Source organism: Natronomonas sp. CBA1123 (assembly GCF_009741925.1).
Classification (GTDB): domain Archaea; phylum Halobacteriota; class Halobacteria; order Halobacteriales; family Haloarculaceae; genus Natronomonas.
Genome location: NZ_WPCC01000008.1, coordinates 60,240 through 76,254, shown reverse-complemented (window position 1 = coordinate 76,254; position 16,015 = coordinate 60,240). Strand labels below are relative to the sequence as shown.

Below are 16,015 nucleotides of genomic sequence, written 5' to 3'. Positions count from 1 at the left end.
CGACAATTCGTGGCCGAATCGGTGGGATACGAACCGCCAGACGGCTGTAACATGGGTCTACTGACGCCCCGTTCCAGCTACAATCTTTATAACAATACCAAGACGGGGGCTATCCACAGATGCAATGGAGCGAAAACACGTCACCGACGACGACGAAGGTAAAGCGGTAGTCGACGCCCACGGTGAAAAAATCGGTATGGTAACCGAGGTCAGATCCGGTACCGCGTACGTGAACGCGGATCCAGGTATCACGGATACCATCCGGTCGAAGCTCGGCTGGGGCGACGCCGATCAGGATGATTACGCCCTCGAGGAGAACCGCATACACACAGTAACTGACGACGAGATTCGACTCAAGGACGGTCTGTAGGCGCCAACACCCCATCATGGCGTACGCTATTTTTTGCTGATGTCCGACAGGCCGGAGAAGTAAGAGACAGTTCGCCGGTTCCGATTTTGCCGGGTGTCCAAGCGACAACAAAGAGTACCCTTGCCCCCATCTGAATCGCGGTCACAGCATCTGGGTCGAAAACCGTATCGAACGTGCTTGGTCTGCGCGCTGCATCGAACACGTGTCCAGGGCGCAGGCCAAAACCACGAGACGGCGGAAGGAAAGGGATGCTCCGTCAGGGATTCGAACCCGGTGCAAATCCTCGCTTCGCTCGGATTTCCGTGATTCGAATCACTTCTGTGCGCTTCCTTCTTCGTCACTTCGTTCCGCAAAAGAGTGCTCCGTCAGGGATTCGAACCCTGGTCCTTGCCGTGAGAGGGCAAGATGATTGGCCGGACTACACCAACGGAGCGTTCGTCTGAACGCAACGAATCGTATCGGTGATGGACGTATAACCGTTACGTTTCACCCCTGCCGTGAGCCGGTTTCTCACTAGATGGTCCGGTATCGGCCTCGTCACTAATCGAGTCCAGCCCAGCAGGTGTCGCGGTGGCGTTCGGGTCCGAAACGCTCATTGGCGCGATTCCAGTAGGGACAGCCATCACCGAACTTGCCGGCGGTTCGAACGGAGGCAGTCAGTCGCTCTCATGAGGAGCTTCTCGCTCGACGGTACCGACGCGCCGACGACAGCGCGGCCGTTCTTCGATGGCCCCTCGAAGCAGACGCGGGCCGAGCAGCACCTCACCGAAGCGACCGGTAGCGACACGACCGCGATTTCGGTCGACTTCGAGACGGTGCCGACCGAACTCTTGGCCGCGATGCGGCGGGTGAACACCGAGGCGAAGTCCTTTGCCGACGATGCCCAGCGGCGGTACAGGCACGGCGACCACGACGGTGCGACTCTGAACCGAACCCGGAAGGAGGCGCTCTACGAGGTGAAACGGCGACTGCTCTACACGCTCTTGCCGTACGCCTCGGGCGTCGAAGCCCAAACTATCGACGGCCGGGAGTACTACTCGTTCCGTTTCGATGCCGTCGACCACGAGCCGTATCACGAATCGAATCGTTCCGGAGGCGAACACCACCCAGCGTGGCCGGGTGGGCGCGTCCCCGGGTTGGGGTCGGTTGCCCTCGACGGCACGCTGTTGAACTACGAGTACGGCTTCCACACGCCTATCGAGTCCTTCGACAGGCTGTGTGCGGCCGCCCACATCGTCCACGGCCACGACCGACGCGATGACCTCCCCGAAAGGGCGGCATCTCAGTGGGCCGAGTACGAACCGAACACGGACATCGAGACGGGATACACCTTCGAGGATGCGGGTCGACTCCTCGCGTCGCTCGTTGACGACCGGTACGACCCTGCCGGTTACCTCCCTCGTGGAACGACGTTCCGGTGACGGCACTCGCCCACAGAGTCATGCTGCCGAAGACGAAATGTACGGTGAATGGAACGGGCCGACAGCGAGGACCGACTCGGGACCTGGCGTGAGAACCCGATTTGGAAGCTCTACAGCGTCTACGGTGGGGGCAGTCGTCGGTACGCCCTGCTCGGCACCGTCGCGACGGTTCTCGGCCGAATCTTCGGACTCGTTCCCGCGTTCGTCATCGGACTCGCGGTCGACGCCGTCTTCCTTCGACAGCGACCGTTCGGTCTGCCGCTGATTCCGTCGGCATGGCTCCCGACGACGCCCACCGGACAGTTGTACGTCTCCATTGCAGTGTTGCTGGTCGCGACGTTCGCCGGCGCAGTCACCTCGTGGTTCGAGGACTGGGGGTGGAGCGTTTTCGCCCAGCGCATCCAGCGGGACCTCCGTGTCGACGCCTACGACAGTCTTCAGCGACTCGACGTGGCGTACTTCACGCGTCGGCGGACGGGCGATTTGATGAGCGTCCTCAACAACGACGTGAACGCGCTGGAGACGTTCCTCGAAGACGGGTTGAGCGCAACGTTGTGGATTATCGCAACGGTTCTCGGCATCGGCCTCATTCTCGTGAGCCTCAATCCGGGACTTGCGGCGGTGACGCTCCTCCCGATACCGTTTCTCGCCGCGTTCACGCTGCTTTTTACGCGTATCATCGAACCACGATACCTCGACGTTCGCGAGGAAATCGGCGACCTGAACTCACGTCTGGAGAACAACGTCAGCGGCATCGAGGTCATCAAAACGCAGGGTGCAGAGGACTACGAAACCGAGCGAGTCACCGAAGCCTCCGAGGGGTACCTCGAAGCGAATCTCGCCGCGGTTCGCGTACAGATCACCTACTTTCCGGGGTTGAACCTCATTTCGGGAATCGGTTTCGCGATAACGTTTCTCGTCGGCGGCCTCTGGGTGTTGGGCGGGCCACCGCTGGGGCTTTCGGGAACTCTCACCCCGGGGGCGTTCGTTACGTTCGTCATCTACGCCCAACAGTTCGTCTGGCCGATTCTCCGCTTCGGTGACGTGGTCGACGACTACGAACGGGCCAAGACGGCCGCCTCGCGGGTGAACTCGCTGATGACCTCCGACCCGGAGGTGCGAGACGAAGCCGATGCCGAACCGCTTTCGATTACTGCCGGTAGCGTGACCTACGACGACGTTTCCTTCGCCTACGACGACCGGGAGGTACTCACCGACGTCGACTTCGCCGTCGATGGTGGGTCGACCGTTGGCATCGTCGGACCCACTGGTGCTGGAAAGTCGACGCTTTTGAAGCTACTCCCGCGACTCTACGACCCCGAGGAGGGCGCGATTCGCATCGATGGCCAGGACGTCCGGGACGTGACCGTCGAGAGCCTCCGGTCGTCTGTGGGGTACGTCAGCCAAGACCCGTTTTTGTTCTACGGTACCGTCCGTGAGAACATTCGGTACGGCACCTTCGACGCCGACGACGAAGCCGTCGAGCGGGCGGCCAAGCGGGCCCAAGCCGACGAGTTCATCCGGAACCTTCGGAACGGGTACGATACGCTCGTCGGCGAACGCGGCGTGAAGCTCTCTGGGGGCCAACGCCAGCGACTCGTCATCGCCCGGACGATGCTGAAGGACCCGGACATCCTCGTCCTCGATGAGGCGACGAGTGCGGTCGACACCGAGACCGAGGCGCTGATTCAACAGAGCCTCGGGACGTTCACCGAAGACCGGACCACGTTCGTCATCGCACACCGACTGTCGACGGTACGCAACGCCGACCGGGTTCTCGTCTTCGACGACGGCCGGCTGGTCGAGGACGGAACCCACGAGTCACTACTGGAAGACGACGGGTTGTACGCGAACCTCTGGCGGGTGCAGGCCGGCGATATCGCTCATCTGCCTCGTGCGTTCCTCGAGCGGGCTCGCCGTCGACAGGCGATAGTGGACGAGGAGTGGTCCGACGACATCGAGTAAGACCGATTACACCATCAAATGTATTTGAAACCCATTTGAATACATTCAGCGGTAAACTTATGTGTGTGGCGGTGTTGCACACATCTAGAGGAGTCGGGTGGGCCACCACTCGGACGGCATCCGACGCCGAACGGCCCCCGATACCGACTCGAAGCCAACGACAGCGACGCCAGAGCACCCCGCCACGAGAGAATCACACCCTATGAACACACACGAGACGGAGGCCGCGGGTCGGTGCCCGTCCTGCAGTGCGACGGTACCGAACGCGTTCGTGCTCATCGAATACGAAGCCGACGACGAACGTCGGATGTACGCCGAGTGTCCGGCGTGTGAGAACGTCGTTCGACCGCAGCAGAGCGAATCCAGCCGATAACACAGATGGTTACAGGACCACCACGGACGATACTGCGACTGCTCGACGAACAGGGGCAACTGCCAGTCACGGCCATTGCCGAGGAACTCGACCGGCATCCGGTGACAGTCGACCGGCAGTGTTACGACCTCCAGCAGGACGGTCACATCAGGATGGCGACCAGCGGTGGCGCCTACGCCCTGACCGAGGAGGGACGGAACCGGCTCTCGGAGAGTTCCAACTCCGCGGACCCCGTCCAGTAGCGCTATCGGAGTTCAGCGAAGTCCTTGTGGCCCCGGATGTCGACGCCCTCGTCGGTGACGGTGGCGAGGAAGACGCCGTTGCCGGAACCGGTGTCGCGCTCGACGGCCGCCTCGACCGCACGGGCGCTGAGCGAGGTGGCTTCTTCCGTCGAGAGGTCCGGCGCGTAATCGTTCTCGAGAACACCGTACGCCAGTTGCATCCCGCTACCGGTGACCGTGTAGTCGTCGGCCATCACGCCGCCGGCAGGGTCGATGGAGTAGACGTGACTCCCCTCGTCGTCGACGCCGCCGAGGATGGGTCGGATGGCCCGGAACGGACCGCCGCGAGCGAGGTTGCCGGCGAGCGTCGACAGCGCCGGGATGTCCATCGGTTTCCCGCGGCGGTTCTCGTAGAGCGAGGATTCAGCCCGAAGCGTCCGGATGAACGATTGGGCGCCGCCGACCGAGCCGACGAGCGTCAGTGCGGCCGTCGGGTGAATTTGTTCGACCTTCTGGACGTCCTTGTTCGAGACGAACCGGCCGCCGAGGGAGGCACGCATGTCGGTCGCGATGACGACGGCGTCCTCGGTGGCGATACCGACAGTCGTCGTTCCCGTCTTGTTGACCGACTCCTCGTCTCCGGAGGTGGACTCGAGGTCCCCGAGTTCCGGTTCGTACGGCGAACGGCCGTGGTCCTCGCCGGTTCGGGGGAGGTTACTCATCGCTCTCACCGCCGATTTCGGCGAGGTGTTCTTCGACCGTCTCGGTCGAGACGGTCTCGAAGGACTCCGTCTCGGCATCGATGGTCGCGATTTCGACGCCGTCGGCCGAGAGTTCGTCGTTCGTCGCGGCCAGCCCGCGCAGCGCCAGTCCGATGCCGCCCTCGAGGTCGAGGTCCTCGCTGTAGCCCTCTTCGAGGACGGACTGAATCGCCTCGCGGTCGCCGCCGACGGCAGTCGCCTGCCACTCGTAGGGCGTCCCGCTGGGGTCGGTTTCGAACAGTCGCGGCTCGCCGTCGGAGATGCCGCCGACCAGCAACGCGACGCCGAATGGACGGGCCCCGCCAGTCTGGGTGTACTGTTGGATGTGGTCGGTAACGGACTTGGTCAGCGTCTCTATCGGTATCGCCTCGTCGTAGCGGAGGCGTTCGGTCTGTGCGCGCCGTCGCGCGAAGTCGATGAGTTGGCGCGCGTCGGCGACGTGGCCGGCACTCGCGATGCCGACGTGGTCGTCCGCCTTGTGGAGTTTCTCGACCGACGACCGTTCCATCAGCGGCGAGCGAACGCGCCGGACGGCGCCCAAGACGACGCCGTCGGGGGTTCGGACGCCGACGCTCGCGGTGCCGCGGGAGACGGCCTCGCGAGCGTATTCGACCTGATAGAGGCGCCCGTCGGGAGAGAAGATTGTGATTCCCCGGTCGTACGCCTGCTGCTGTGAGTTTCCTTGCATTGTGATAGAGGGCCACTGCGGCCTTCACCTCGGGTTATGGCACCGGGTATATATACGTACCTCATAAGAGGTCAGCATTGCCCGGACTCGCTTCGGCACTTAGGAACCTTTCGGCCGCGACACTCAATCCCGCCGTCGGAAGGTGAGGACGGTACGGACGCCGTCGGCACCGTCGGTCGTCTCGGTCGTGATGTTCGGCCCGAGAACGTCCTCCTCGTCGACGACGCCGTAAAGCACCTCACGAAGGGCGTCGGCCTCCGGGCGCTCCTCGAGGAGCGCGACCCTGACCTGACCGCGGTTGTCGCTCACGTCGGCGACGTCGTAGCCGTCGGCTTCGAACGCCTCTCGGAGCGCGTCCAGTTGGTCGGACATGCCGTCCTCTTCGCCGGCGGTCCACAAAAGCCTACAGGCCACGCGGTACCGAACCGCTCAACGCCCCTCTGCCAACCGCTCGGCCGTCCGTTCGGGCAGTCCCACTCGCTCGGCGAACGCCTGTGCACGCTCGACGGGGTATTCCACGCGACGCAACTCGACGGAGTCCGTGTCGGTGTCGAGGACCGCATACGCCGCGTTCGGGTCGTTGTCCCGCGGTTGGCCGATACTCCCGGGGTTGACGACGAGGCGACCGTCTATCGTCGCCTCGTGTTGGATGTGGGTGTGACCGAGGACGATGCCGTCGTAGTCGTCGAGATACGGCCGCATCTCCGGGAACTGTCGTGGACGGACGTAGGAACCCCGGCGCTCCTCGTCGGGATGGCTGTGGACGAGGAGATAGTCGCCGTCGGCGATGTCGACCCGAAACGGAAGGTCCGCCAGCCACGCTCGCTGGTCGTCGTCCAGTTCCGAGCGGGCGTGCTCCAGTCCGGCGTGGGCCATCTCGTTGTGAACGTAGCGCTCGGGCGTCTCGACGTTCCGGTCGTGGTTCCCCTGTACGGTGACGGAGGCGACCGAACGGACGCGCTCGACACAGGCGGCCGGCCAGGCGTTGTATCCGACCACATCGCCGACGCAGACCACGTCGTCGACCGGTGGCATATCGTCGAGGACTGCCTCCAGTGCCGGGAGGTTCGCGTGGATGTCCGAGACGAGTCCGATTCGCATGGCTGGACCTACGACCGCCACGCCGACAATCCTTTTGGACCCCTCGCCGCCGACAACGGTTTGTGGCGTTCCCGCGTACTGTGGATATGACCAACATCACTGCAAAGCCGACGCGGCTGAACGACAGCGACGACCTCGACGCGTTCGTCGCCGAACACGACATCGCCCTCGTGGAGTTCTACACGAAGGGCTGTGCGAAGTGTGCGGCGATGGAACCCGTACTGGGGAACGTGGCCAAAGCGACCGACGTGGCCGTCGGGATGGCGAACCCGGGCGAGGACCTCGACCTCCTCGAGCGGTTCAACGTCCAGTCGGTCCCCACGCTCCTGCTGTTCCGGGACGGCGAGGTCGTCGCCCGGAAATCGAGCGGCTTCCAGGGGACGGAAGCCGTCGTCGACTTCCTCGAATCGAACGCCTCAGAGGCTGTGTCGGCGCTGGAGTAACGCCGCGACGACGCCCGACGTTCACTCGCCGTCCTCTAAGAACGCCTGCATGACCTTGTTTTCGGCCGCACGGATGTGCTGGTGGAACGTCGGCGGCGAGACGCCGAGGGAGTCGGCGACCGATTCCCCGGAGTGCTCCCGTGGCCACTCGAAGAACCCGGCGTAGTACGCCGCCTCGAGGGCCGCCCGCTGGCGGTCGGTCAACTCGTCGGCCACCGTTGAGGAGGTGGCTGCCGAAGATGACCGCGTCACCTGTCGGCGCGCGAGCGGTTCGGCCTCCGGGAACGTCTCCTGTACGGTGTCGATGACTCGCCGAACGTCGGTGCCGCAGGGAGCGCGGACCGTCGCCCGGAGGTCACCGTCCTCGAGGACGACCTGTCGGACCGACGCGCCGATGGATGCCATCGACGAGAGCAGCGGCGGTTCGGACAGTTCGATTTCGAAGGACCGTTCGTCGCCGCCGTCGCCGAACACCTCGATTTCGGTCCAGGACGCCCGCGAGGCCGCAAACGTTTCGAGCGTGTCGACGGCACCCTCGTCGACGGTCCCGTAGACCAGAAATTCGTCGTCGCCGAGCGGAACGCTCCGTTCGAACCTGACAGTGCCGTCGCCGGCCGATGGGGCGTAGTCGCTGGCCCGAAACTCCAGTTCCGTCACGTCGTCGCTCATCAGCGCCCGCTTGCGCTCGGCGGCCGCGATGGCGTGGCCGACGAGTTCACCGAGGTGTTCGAGTACGGCGCGCTCCTCGCTTTCGAATGCCTCTATCCGCTCGGTAGCGACCACGAGAGTACCGTACAGCGACCCTTCGTAGACGACCGGAACGGACGCCACCGACCGGACGTCGCTGTCGCCCATCGGGAGCCACGACTCCACGGACGGGTCGCCGCGAACGTCCCGAAGCGTCCGAAGCTCGTGGTGTCGTATCGCCGCTTCGGTCGGGCCGGATTTGTCGGAGCCGTCGGTCGGAGCGGAAAGCGACCACTCCTCCGACGGAACGGCGACCCCGGCCGCCGACCGGAGTTCCAACGAACGTGACTCCGCGTCTACCTCGCCAAGGAGCGCGAAGTCGTAGGAGTCCGACTCCGCGAGACAGCGACACGCGGTCGCCTCGATTTCCTCGCGCGTCGACTGGTCGATGACGGCATCGGATACCTCACGGACGACTCCGTCGAGTTCGTTCACCGCAGCGAGGCGTTCGGTTCGGCGCTGCCGTTCCAACTCCGTTCCAATCCACCTGCTCACGAGGTCGACGAACGTCACGTCCCACTCGGAGAACCCGTCGGCACCGGCTTCGGGACCGTAGAAACAGAACAGCCCTCGGACCTCGTCGTCGACGAAAATCGGCGCGCCGAGATAGCAGTTCACGTCGAGACGCTCTCTGTCGCCGCGGTCGGCCAACTCCGGCGCTTCGGCGCTGATGTCCTCGAAGACGAGCGACTCCTCTCTGGCGGCCGTCCGTTCGCACACCCGCGTCGACATCGGAACCACGTCGCCCGGTTCGACGTCGTCAGCCGGGGAGATGACCGATTCGAAGACGTAGTCGTCGCCCCGAATCCGTGCCAACGTCGCGTAAGCGGTGCCCGTCACCCGTTGACCGATTTCCAACAGCGCGTCGACCTGCTCGTCGAAGTCCCGTTCGCGGTCGGCGATGACTTCGTGGGTTTCCCGAAGCGTGGCCTCACGACGTTCGAGGTGGTTCGGCTCGTCGGCCGTCAAGGGCTTGCAGACGGCAACGGTTTCGTCGCCGTCCGCCGAGAGTTCGACCGAACACGGGATGCCCTCTCCGGCGTCTCCAGCGGAGAGCGTCACGTGGAGTTGCGCCGTTTCCGCCGGCTGGAGCGACCGACACCGCTGTCGGAGCCACTCGCCACCCGGCGGTTCGACGACGGATTCGACATCGGCACCGACGAGCGACGTTCGACTGCGCTCGGTCAACTGGGCGAAGGCGTCGTTGACTGCCGAGAGCTTCCCGGACGCATCGACGACGAACAGCCAGTCGTCGACGGCGTCGGCGAGGCGTCGATACGCCGTCGGCATGTCGTCGGCCGTTCCATCCCCCGTCGGTCCGCCCATATTCGGAGAGAGGCGTTGGCTACCATAAAATCCCCCGTCGACCTCAGCTGCTGGGTCAGTCCTCGTCGTCCTCGAACGGCGACCCCGCGGCGTCGGGTTCGTGGCCGGCAAGCGAGACGATGTTCTCGCGGCCGACGCGGAGTTTCGAGATGGTTCCCTCCTCCTCCATATCCGAGAGCAACATCGACACCTTCGATTTCGACCACCCGGTCTCCTCGACGATGTTCACCTGTTTCATGCGCCCGCCGTTGTCCTCCAACAGCGAGACGACCCGCTCGTCGTCGGGGATGAGTTCCTCCTCGGTGACGGCCGTCCCCGAATCGGTGTCGGCGGCGCTTTGCTGGGCGCTCTCGTCGGCCGCCGTCCCCGCGGCGGCACCCGCCGCTTGGCCGGCAGCGCCGGCGTCACCGTCGTCGTCAGCCGTCGCCGCCGCCCCGGGGTTGTCGTCGGAGAACGCGCCCGAACGATAGGCGACGGCGCCGACGGCACCCAGGAAGACGACGAAGACGAGAATCCCCACGGGAAGCAGCCATCCGGAGTCGCCGTCGCCGGCCGGGTCCGTCGTCGCCTCGGTCGGCGTCGCCGTCGTCGCCGCCGATTCGGGGACGAGTTCGAGACGCGGGCGGTTGTCGGTGAACGTTCGCTCGCCCTCCCACGTCACGGAGTCGCTCTCGGCGAGCGTCTCGCCCGACTGGATGCCGTCATCCGGCTGGACTGATTGGAACACCATGCCGTCGCCGTGCTGAAACACCACGGTCTGGTTAGGGCCGATGTACAGCCCGCCCTCGAAGACGTCGCCGACGACGACGGTATCGCCCTCGACGGGCGCGAACCCGACCCACGTGAACGACATCTCGACGACGCCGAACTCGTCGCCGGCGGGCCCGAGCTGTTCGACCCGGGCGTCACGTCGGAACCCCTCGGTGGACATCTCCCGGTCGGTGGCGTTCGTGCCCGCGTCGGTCAGCGACTGCGCTCTGCTCTGGAAGTTCCGGTAGAGGTCGGTCTCGTTCGTGTTGAAATCCTCGGCGAACGCCTCGAAATCGGAGCGCTGTTGGTCTGTTTCGAGGCGTTGTTCGTAGCGGAACTGCCACTCGGCCGACCCGTTTCCGTAGACGGTGATTCGGAACTCGGTTCGGTCAGCGTCGAACTCCTGTGTGGCCAGCGTCTCCACGACTGCCGGTGCTGGCGCCGCGAGTTGCTGTTGGGTGAACTGGTCTTCGCCGGTGACGGAACCGTCCCCGCCGGCCGCCGCGGGCGCTGCGAGCGCACAGACAAGCAGACTCACGACGAAGAGAGGGACGACCCACGTCCCGCGTGACCGTGCCATCAGTATTCCTCACCACGCCGGCGGCTTATAAAATCCCTCTGAATCGGGCCACCGACCATCGGAACCATCGGTACATTCGACTGCATTCGCTCTTGAACGTTTCGGCCGATATAGCGACTTTGAGCCACTGTATGCGCCGGTTCGGTTGCAGCAGCGCCCTCGGCGACGCCTTGGAGGTCGGCGACGAGCGAGGGCCGTCGAAAGGGTGGCTCTCAACGGGGGGACGTTCGCCGGTAACAGCCGATGTGCGCCCGGTGTTTTTATGCACACCGGGACGAACATCGGACCATGGCTTCCGAGCCCTCCACCTCGGCAGCGGTCGACAGCGAGCAGTCCCCGGGTAGTTCGAACACCTACATCAACGCCTTGATTGGCGCCCTCGTCAGCGTCGTCAGCGGCTTTTTCATCCCGTTCGTCTCGCCGGTTATCGGCGGCGGCGTGGCGGCATACCTCGAAGGTGGCGACACCGAACACGGTGCCAAGGTCGGCGCGATTTCCGGCGTCTTCGCCGCGATACCGCTACTCTTCGTCGGCTTCTTCGTCGTCGCGTTGCTCCTCGGTGCGCCGAACAGTCCAGCCGCACTCGGTATCTTCGGCTTCCTCATCATCGCCTTCGGACTCGTGTTCACGGTCGGATTGAGCGCACTCGGCGGCGTGCTCGGTATCTACGCCAAAGACGAACTGTAACGACTACGCCCGGCGGTACGTGACGAACGCCAACTCCCCGTCCGTCTCCCGGTCGACTTCGCGCCACTCCTCGCCGAACTCGGGAAACCGCGTGTCGCCATCGGGTGCCTCCGGTACCTCGGTCACGACCAGTTCCTCGGCGTCGTCGATGAACGCCTCGTAGACGGTCGCACCGCCGACGACGTACACCCACTCTCGGTCGCCGTCCAGTGCGTTCTCGGCGAGTTCGAGTGCCTCGTCGGTGTCGTGGGCGTGGACGGCGCCCTCCGGCAGCGACAGAGACTCCTGCCGCGAGAGGACGACGTTCGTCCGCCCCGGCAGCGGTCCGTCGAGTTGCCGCTCGATTGACTCGTAGGTCCGCCGACCCATCACGACCGGATGGCCCATCGTCGTCTCCTTGAAGTGGGCGAGGTCCTCGGGGTAGTGCCACGGCATCTCGCCGTCGGCACCGATGACGCCGTTTTCGGCGACGGCAGCGACCAGAGAGAGCCGAACCGTCATTCGGCGACCGCGAACTCCAGTCCGTCCGCGGGGTCGTACTCGTGTAACTGGATGTCGTCGTAGGTGAGTTCGTCGAGCGGCTTGTCGGCGACCTCGATGCGCGGCCGGTCGCGCGGCTTGCGGGTGAGTTGCCGCAACAGTCCGGGGACGTGGTCGTAGCCCTCACCGTCGGGTTCTGCCGGGGCTTCGGATTCGAGCCACGCCCGCACGTCGCCGTACTCCGAGGAGTCCGAGACTCCATCGAGTCGCTCCTGTAGCCGCCCGAGATTGTCCGCGTACCACTCGCCGCGCTGTCCCTCCCCGCAGTAGACGTGGGCGTCGACGATGGTGTGGCCGAACGAGCCGACCTCGAAGTCGGTTCGGTTGGCGACGGCGTGAGCCAAAAGCGAGTACGCCGCGAGGTTGAACGGCACGCCCAGCGCGATGTCCCCCGAGCGCTGGGTGAGGTGGACGTTCAGACGGTCGCCCTGGACGTTGAACACGTAGGTGTAGTGACACGGCGGCAGCGTCGAGACGGCGGCGTTCGCCGGGTGCCACGCATTGATGACCAATCGTCGGGAGTGGGGGTTCTCTTCGAGCGTGTCGAGGACGTACTGGAGTTGGTCGAAGACCTGCCGTTCGGTGCCGTCGGGGGCCGTTTCCGTGGTCGTCCAGCGGTGGCTATCGTCGGGCCAACTCTCGCCCGGGAGTCGGTTCGTTCCCTCCGGAACCGGGAACCGCCGCCAAAAGCGGCCGTAGGCTGTGTCGAGATGACCGTCCTCGTCGGCCCACGCGTCCCAGATTTTCGTCTCCTCGCGGAGGTTTCGGATGTGTTCCTCCCCCGAGAGATACCACATGAGTTCGTGGATGAGCGAGTTCCAGCGGTAGCCGTCCATCTTCTTCGTCGTCAACAGGGGAAACCCCTCGGCGAGGTCGACCTCGTAGTGGTGGCTGAACGAGGCGACCGTGTCGACACCGGTCCGGTTGGGTTTGTACGTCCCCTCGGCGAGTACGTCCGAGACGAGGTCGAGATACTGGCGCATTTACTATCCGTTGGTGGCGCACCGAGGGGGTAAAACGGTTCGGTCCGAACCGTTTTCTCCCGGCCGAGCGAGGTCGAAGTCATGCCCTCCCTGGAACCGCGGGACCGTATCAAAGCCGGCCCCGCCATCGTCGCCGTCGTCGCCGCTATCGCACTGCTGTACAGCCTCCTCATCGCCCAACAGCTACTGTTTGGGGCCGTTGCCGTCGCTCTCGTCTTCGTCGTCTATCTCCTCTGGCGACTCGTCCGCGCCACCGAGCGAATCGCCGACGCCGTAGAGCACGACGAGTAGCGCGTTCACCGCTCGGCGAACATCCGGAGCGCAATCTGGAGGACGTGAACGAACACACCGGTAAAGGCGACGTAGATGCCGAGTGCGTGCACCAACGCGGAGTTCGGGTCGTAGTTCGCCTTAACATGCCAGATTTCGTAGCCGAGTCGCAACGCGAACCCGAGGAAGATGAACAGGAAGCCGACGGCGAGAACGACGGTGACGAACGACCCGACCAACACGAGGACGGCGCCGACGATGAACGCGCCGAAGGACCACGTGCTCCAGTGGTCGAACTCGGCGTCCCGCAGGTAGACGTAGGCCGCGATGGCGACGGTCATCGCGACGGTGACGGCGAGCGTGACGGCCAACAGCGTCCCACGGAGGTCCGCGGGCGCTCGACCGAGGACGCCGCCGCCGAACAGGCCGTATGCGACCTGCAGGAGGAGGGTACCGAACGCCGCCAGCGCCATCGAACCGGATTGGAGTCCGCGTTCGGCCGCGATGTTCCCGCCGGTCAGAGCGGCGCCATAGACGATGAGGCCGAGTATCGGCACCGAAAACAGCACATCGTTGACCGCCGACAGCGGCGTCGCGGCGACGACGTACATCAGGGCGATGTTGACCGCGACGAGCGCCGCCGCGGGCACCGCGACGCTGCGGAACCGTGGGTAGGCGGTTCGACCGGGCGTCGAGTAGGTTTCCATACCCGGACTGCTATCCGTGGTCGAATATACGCTTTGGCCCACGTTTAACATCCGACCGGGCGAAAAGACGGTATGGACTACGAGACGGCGAGCACCGGCGACATCGACAGCGTCGTTCCGGAGGAGTACGGCGGGATGTGGTTCTTCCGGGAGCCACTGGACTGTGAGAACCTCGGCGTGACGCTACTTGAACTCGAACCCGAGGCGAAGGGGAAGCCCCACGACCACGCGGGCGACGGCCAAGAAGAGGTGTACCTCGTCGTCGACGGCGAACTTACCGTCCAGTTGGGCGGGAGCGAGGACGAACCGCCCGAGACTGAGGCGACGCTCTCCTCGGGGGAGGCGATTCGCGTCGGGAGCGAGACGTGGCGGCAACTGCACAACCACGGCGACGAACGGCTCCGGGTCGTCGTCGCCGGCGCACCCTAATCGGCGTCGGGTACGTATTTCACGCGGGCCATTCAAACGGGGCGTATGTCAGGGCACTCCATCGATGCCCGGTCGGTGGCGAAATGAGGGGATTCAATCGGCGGTTCCTGCAGGTCACCGTGCGCCTGCTGCCGTTTGCGGTCGCGTTGCTCCGCGACCGGCGGCGGTTCATCCTCTTCGGCGGGTCCCGTCACGTCCCCGAAGAGACCCACCGTCGGCGCGCCGAGCGGTTGGTCGAGACGCTCTTGGAGTTGGGCGCGGCGTTCATCAAGGCCGGACAGGTGCTGTCGACCCGTCCCGACATCGTTCCGCCGGTGTACGCCGAGGCGCTCGCGACGCTGCAGGACGAGGTGCCGGAGGAGACCGGACAGGACCCGGCCGAACTAGTCGCGGCAGACCTCGGTGATGCGGTCGACGCCGAGACGCTCGACCCGGTCGCTGGCGGGTCGTTGGCCTACGTCTACACCGCGGTCGTCGACGGCGAGACGGTCGCACTGAAGGTCCGGCGGCCGGGGTTGAAACCCCGAATCGAGCGCGACCTCCGGGTCATCAGGCGACTCGTCCCCGTCGTCGGGTTTTTCGCCAGCGAGCGCCAAGAGTACTCGGTTCGGAACATTGCCGACGACTTCGAGCGCATCATCCTCGAGGAACTGGACTTCCAGCGGGAGGCGGGGATGATGCGGGACATCGGCGAGAACTTCGCCGACGACGACCGGGTGTACATCCCCGAGGTCGACGAAGCGCGGACGACAGAACGGGTGTTGGTCATGGAGTACGTCACCGGTCGGAAGGTGACCGACGAGGGCGCACTCGACCGCGTCGGCGTCGACCCCGAGGAGATGGCCCGCCGTATCGCCGACGTGTATCTCACGATGGGGCTAGAACACGGCGTCTTCCACGCCGACCCCCACCCCGGTAACCTCGCCGTTCTCGACGACGGCCGACTGCTCATCTTCGACTACGGGATGAGCGAGCGGCTCGCCCCGGAGACGCAGGCGCGAATCGTCGACCTCTATCAGTCGCTGGCGCGTCGCGACGCCGACGGCATCATCGACGCCCTCGTCGCCCTCGACGTGCTCTCGCCGACGGTCGACCGAACGGAGGTCCGCCACGTCGTCGAACTCGCGATGGAGAACCTCGAAGGCCGCTCGGACATCGACTGGCGGGACATCTTCACGGAACTGTTCGAGATGCTTCACGACTTCCCGTTCCGGATTCCGCCGAACGTGATGTTGCTCATCCGGGTGGGGACCGTCGCCGAGGGGGTCTGCCGGCAACTCGACCCCGAGTTCGACTTCGTCGCCTTCGTCCGGTCGTTCCTCCTCGAACACGGCCTCTTCCAGCGGGAAGTCCGAAACGTCGCCGGGGAGATTACCTCGGACGTTCGGACTTCGGTCCCGGCGCTTGCTCGCCTGCCGACGCGGGCCGACAGGCTGTTGGACCGCATCGAGCGGAACGAACTACGAGTCAAAACCGACCGACAGGACGATTCGACGGGCCGGGCCGTCGGCTATGCGGTGATTGCGGGTGCGCTGTTCGTCGCCAGTTCGGTGTTGGCGTTTCACAGCCAGCCCTACGAGTTCCTCGGCGTGGCCGCGGGGGCAGTCTTTCTGTTCCTGTTTTATAGAGCCGCGTAGGGACACCCTTCTTTGT

The 16,015-nt window shown here is 64.9% G+C and carries 19 protein-coding genes and 1 tRNA gene; 10 read left to right on the top strand and 10 right to left on the bottom strand.

What is annotated here, in order from left to right; genetic code table 11:
* Positions 1–124: 124 nt before the first annotated feature.
* Entirely contained in the window at positions 125–370 is a 246-nt protein-coding gene (locus GJ631_RS06030) for a PRC-barrel domain containing protein (RefSeq protein ID WP_156708284.1), read from the top strand.
* A 358-nt stretch (positions 371–728) separates the two neighbouring features.
* Here GJ631_RS06030 and GJ631_RS06025 read toward each other — a convergent pair.
* Positions 729–803: transfer RNA gene (locus GJ631_RS06025), tRNA-Glu, on the bottom strand.
* Between the two features lie 235 nt (positions 804–1,038).
* On the opposite strand from GJ631_RS06025, the gene GJ631_RS06020 reads away from it, so the two are divergent.
* From GJ631_RS06020 to GJ631_RS06010, 4 genes are all read left to right on the top strand, one after another.
* Positions 1,039–1,791, top strand: coding sequence for a hypothetical protein (locus GJ631_RS06020; RefSeq protein WP_156708283.1), 753 nt, complete (start codon positions 1,039–1,041; stop codon positions 1,789–1,791).
* A gap of 48 nt (positions 1,792–1,839) precedes the next feature.
* Positions 1,840–3,756 (top strand): ABC transporter ATP-binding protein, encoded by a 1,917-nt coding sequence (locus tag GJ631_RS06015; protein ID WP_156708282.1) that lies wholly within the window; start codon positions 1,840–1,842, stop codon positions 3,754–3,756.
* A gap of 202 nt (positions 3,757–3,958) precedes the next feature.
* On the top strand, positions 3,959–4,129 hold the full coding sequence (locus tag GJ631_RS18500; RefSeq protein WP_197424858.1) for a hypothetical protein: 171 nt from the start codon (positions 3,959–3,961) through the stop codon (positions 4,127–4,129).
* A 5-nt stretch (positions 4,130–4,134) separates the two neighbouring features.
* Entirely contained in the window at positions 4,135–4,371 is a 237-nt protein-coding gene (locus tag GJ631_RS06010) for an HTH domain-containing protein (protein WP_156708281.1), read from the top strand.
* Between the two features lie 2 nt (positions 4,372–4,373).
* On the opposite strand, the gene psmB is transcribed toward GJ631_RS06010, so the two are convergent.
* The 4 genes from psmB to GJ631_RS05990 form a co-directional block, all read right to left on the bottom strand.
* A complete protein-coding gene (psmB, locus tag GJ631_RS06005; protein ID WP_156708280.1) occupies positions 4,374–5,072 on the bottom strand; it encodes an archaeal proteasome endopeptidase complex subunit beta in 699 nt (232 codons plus the stop codon).
* On the bottom strand, positions 5,065–5,799 hold the full coding sequence (gene psmA / locus GJ631_RS06000) for an archaeal proteasome endopeptidase complex subunit alpha (RefSeq protein ID WP_156708279.1): 735 nt from the start codon (positions 5,797–5,799) through the stop codon (positions 5,065–5,067). The genes psmB and psmA overlap by 8 nt, the downstream gene beginning before the upstream one ends.
* A 123-nt stretch (positions 5,800–5,922) precedes the next feature.
* Positions 5,923–6,171, bottom strand: coding sequence for a hypothetical protein (locus GJ631_RS05995; protein ID WP_156708278.1), 249 nt, complete (start codon positions 6,169–6,171; stop codon positions 5,923–5,925).
* A 57-nt stretch (positions 6,172–6,228) separates the two neighbouring features.
* On the bottom strand, positions 6,229–6,900 hold the full coding sequence (locus GJ631_RS05990) for a metallophosphoesterase (RefSeq protein WP_156708277.1): 672 nt from the start codon (positions 6,898–6,900) through the stop codon (positions 6,229–6,231).
* 86 nt (positions 6,901–6,986) lie between these two features.
* Here GJ631_RS05990 and GJ631_RS05985 point away from each other — a divergent pair, with 86 nt between their 5' ends.
* Positions 6,987–7,343 carry a co-chaperone YbbN gene (locus tag GJ631_RS05985; protein WP_156708276.1) on the top strand — a complete coding sequence of 119 codons (357 nt, stop codon included), beginning with the start codon at positions 6,987–6,989 and terminating at the stop codon, positions 7,341–7,343.
* Positions 7,344–7,364: 21 nt separating this feature from the next.
* On the opposite strand, the gene GJ631_RS05980 is transcribed toward GJ631_RS05985, so the two are convergent.
* Together GJ631_RS05980 and GJ631_RS05975 are read right to left on the bottom strand one after the other, a co-directional pair.
* Positions 7,365–9,416: a bacterio-opsin activator domain-containing protein gene (locus GJ631_RS05980; protein WP_156708275.1), complete on the bottom strand. Its 2,052-nt coding sequence runs from the start codon at positions 9,414–9,416 to the stop codon at positions 7,365–7,367.
* Between the two features lie 55 nt (positions 9,417–9,471).
* Positions 9,472–10,746 carry a helix-turn-helix domain-containing protein gene (locus GJ631_RS05975; protein WP_156708274.1) on the bottom strand — a complete coding sequence of 425 codons (1,275 nt, stop codon included), beginning with the start codon at positions 10,744–10,746 and terminating at the stop codon, positions 9,472–9,474.
* 288 nt (positions 10,747–11,034) lie between these two features.
* Between GJ631_RS05975 and GJ631_RS05970 the strand changes: the two genes are divergently transcribed.
* Positions 11,035–11,433, top strand: coding sequence for a DUF5518 domain-containing protein (locus GJ631_RS05970; protein WP_156708273.1), 399 nt, complete (start codon positions 11,035–11,037; stop codon positions 11,431–11,433).
* Positions 11,434–11,436: 3 nt separating this feature from the next.
* Here GJ631_RS05970 and GJ631_RS05965 read toward each other — a convergent pair whose 3' ends face one another.
* On the bottom strand, positions 11,437–11,934 hold the full coding sequence (locus GJ631_RS05965) for a dihydrofolate reductase (RefSeq protein ID WP_156708272.1): 498 nt from the start codon (positions 11,932–11,934) through the stop codon (positions 11,437–11,439).
* Positions 11,931–12,956: a thymidylate synthase gene (thyA, locus tag GJ631_RS05960; RefSeq protein ID WP_156708271.1), complete on the bottom strand. Its 1,026-nt coding sequence runs from the start codon at positions 12,954–12,956 to the stop codon at positions 11,931–11,933. The genes GJ631_RS05965 and thyA overlap by 4 nt, the downstream gene beginning before the upstream one ends.
* A gap of 81 nt (positions 12,957–13,037) precedes the next feature.
* On the opposite strand from thyA, the gene GJ631_RS05955 reads away from it, so the two are divergent.
* Positions 13,038–13,247, top strand: coding sequence for a hypothetical protein (locus GJ631_RS05955; protein WP_156708270.1), 210 nt, complete (start codon positions 13,038–13,040; stop codon positions 13,245–13,247).
* Between the two features lie 5 nt (positions 13,248–13,252).
* Here the strand turns inward: GJ631_RS05955 and GJ631_RS05950 are convergent, their stop codons facing one another.
* The gene (locus tag GJ631_RS05950) at positions 13,253–13,933 is read right to left on the bottom strand and encodes a Bax inhibitor-1 family protein (protein WP_156708269.1); all 681 of its coding nucleotides are present in this window, start codon (positions 13,931–13,933) and stop codon (positions 13,253–13,255) included.
* A 72-nt stretch (positions 13,934–14,005) separates the two neighbouring features.
* On the opposite strand from GJ631_RS05950, the gene GJ631_RS05945 reads away from it, so the two are divergent.
* A complete protein-coding gene (locus GJ631_RS05945; protein WP_156708268.1) occupies positions 14,006–14,362 on the top strand; it encodes a cupin domain-containing protein in 357 nt (118 codons plus the stop codon).
* Between the two features lie 83 nt (positions 14,363–14,445).
* On the top strand, positions 14,446–15,999 hold the full coding sequence (locus GJ631_RS05940; RefSeq protein WP_156708267.1) for an AarF/ABC1/UbiB kinase family protein: 1,554 nt from the start codon (positions 14,446–14,448) through the stop codon (positions 15,997–15,999).
* Positions 16,000–16,015: the final 16 nt, after the last annotated feature.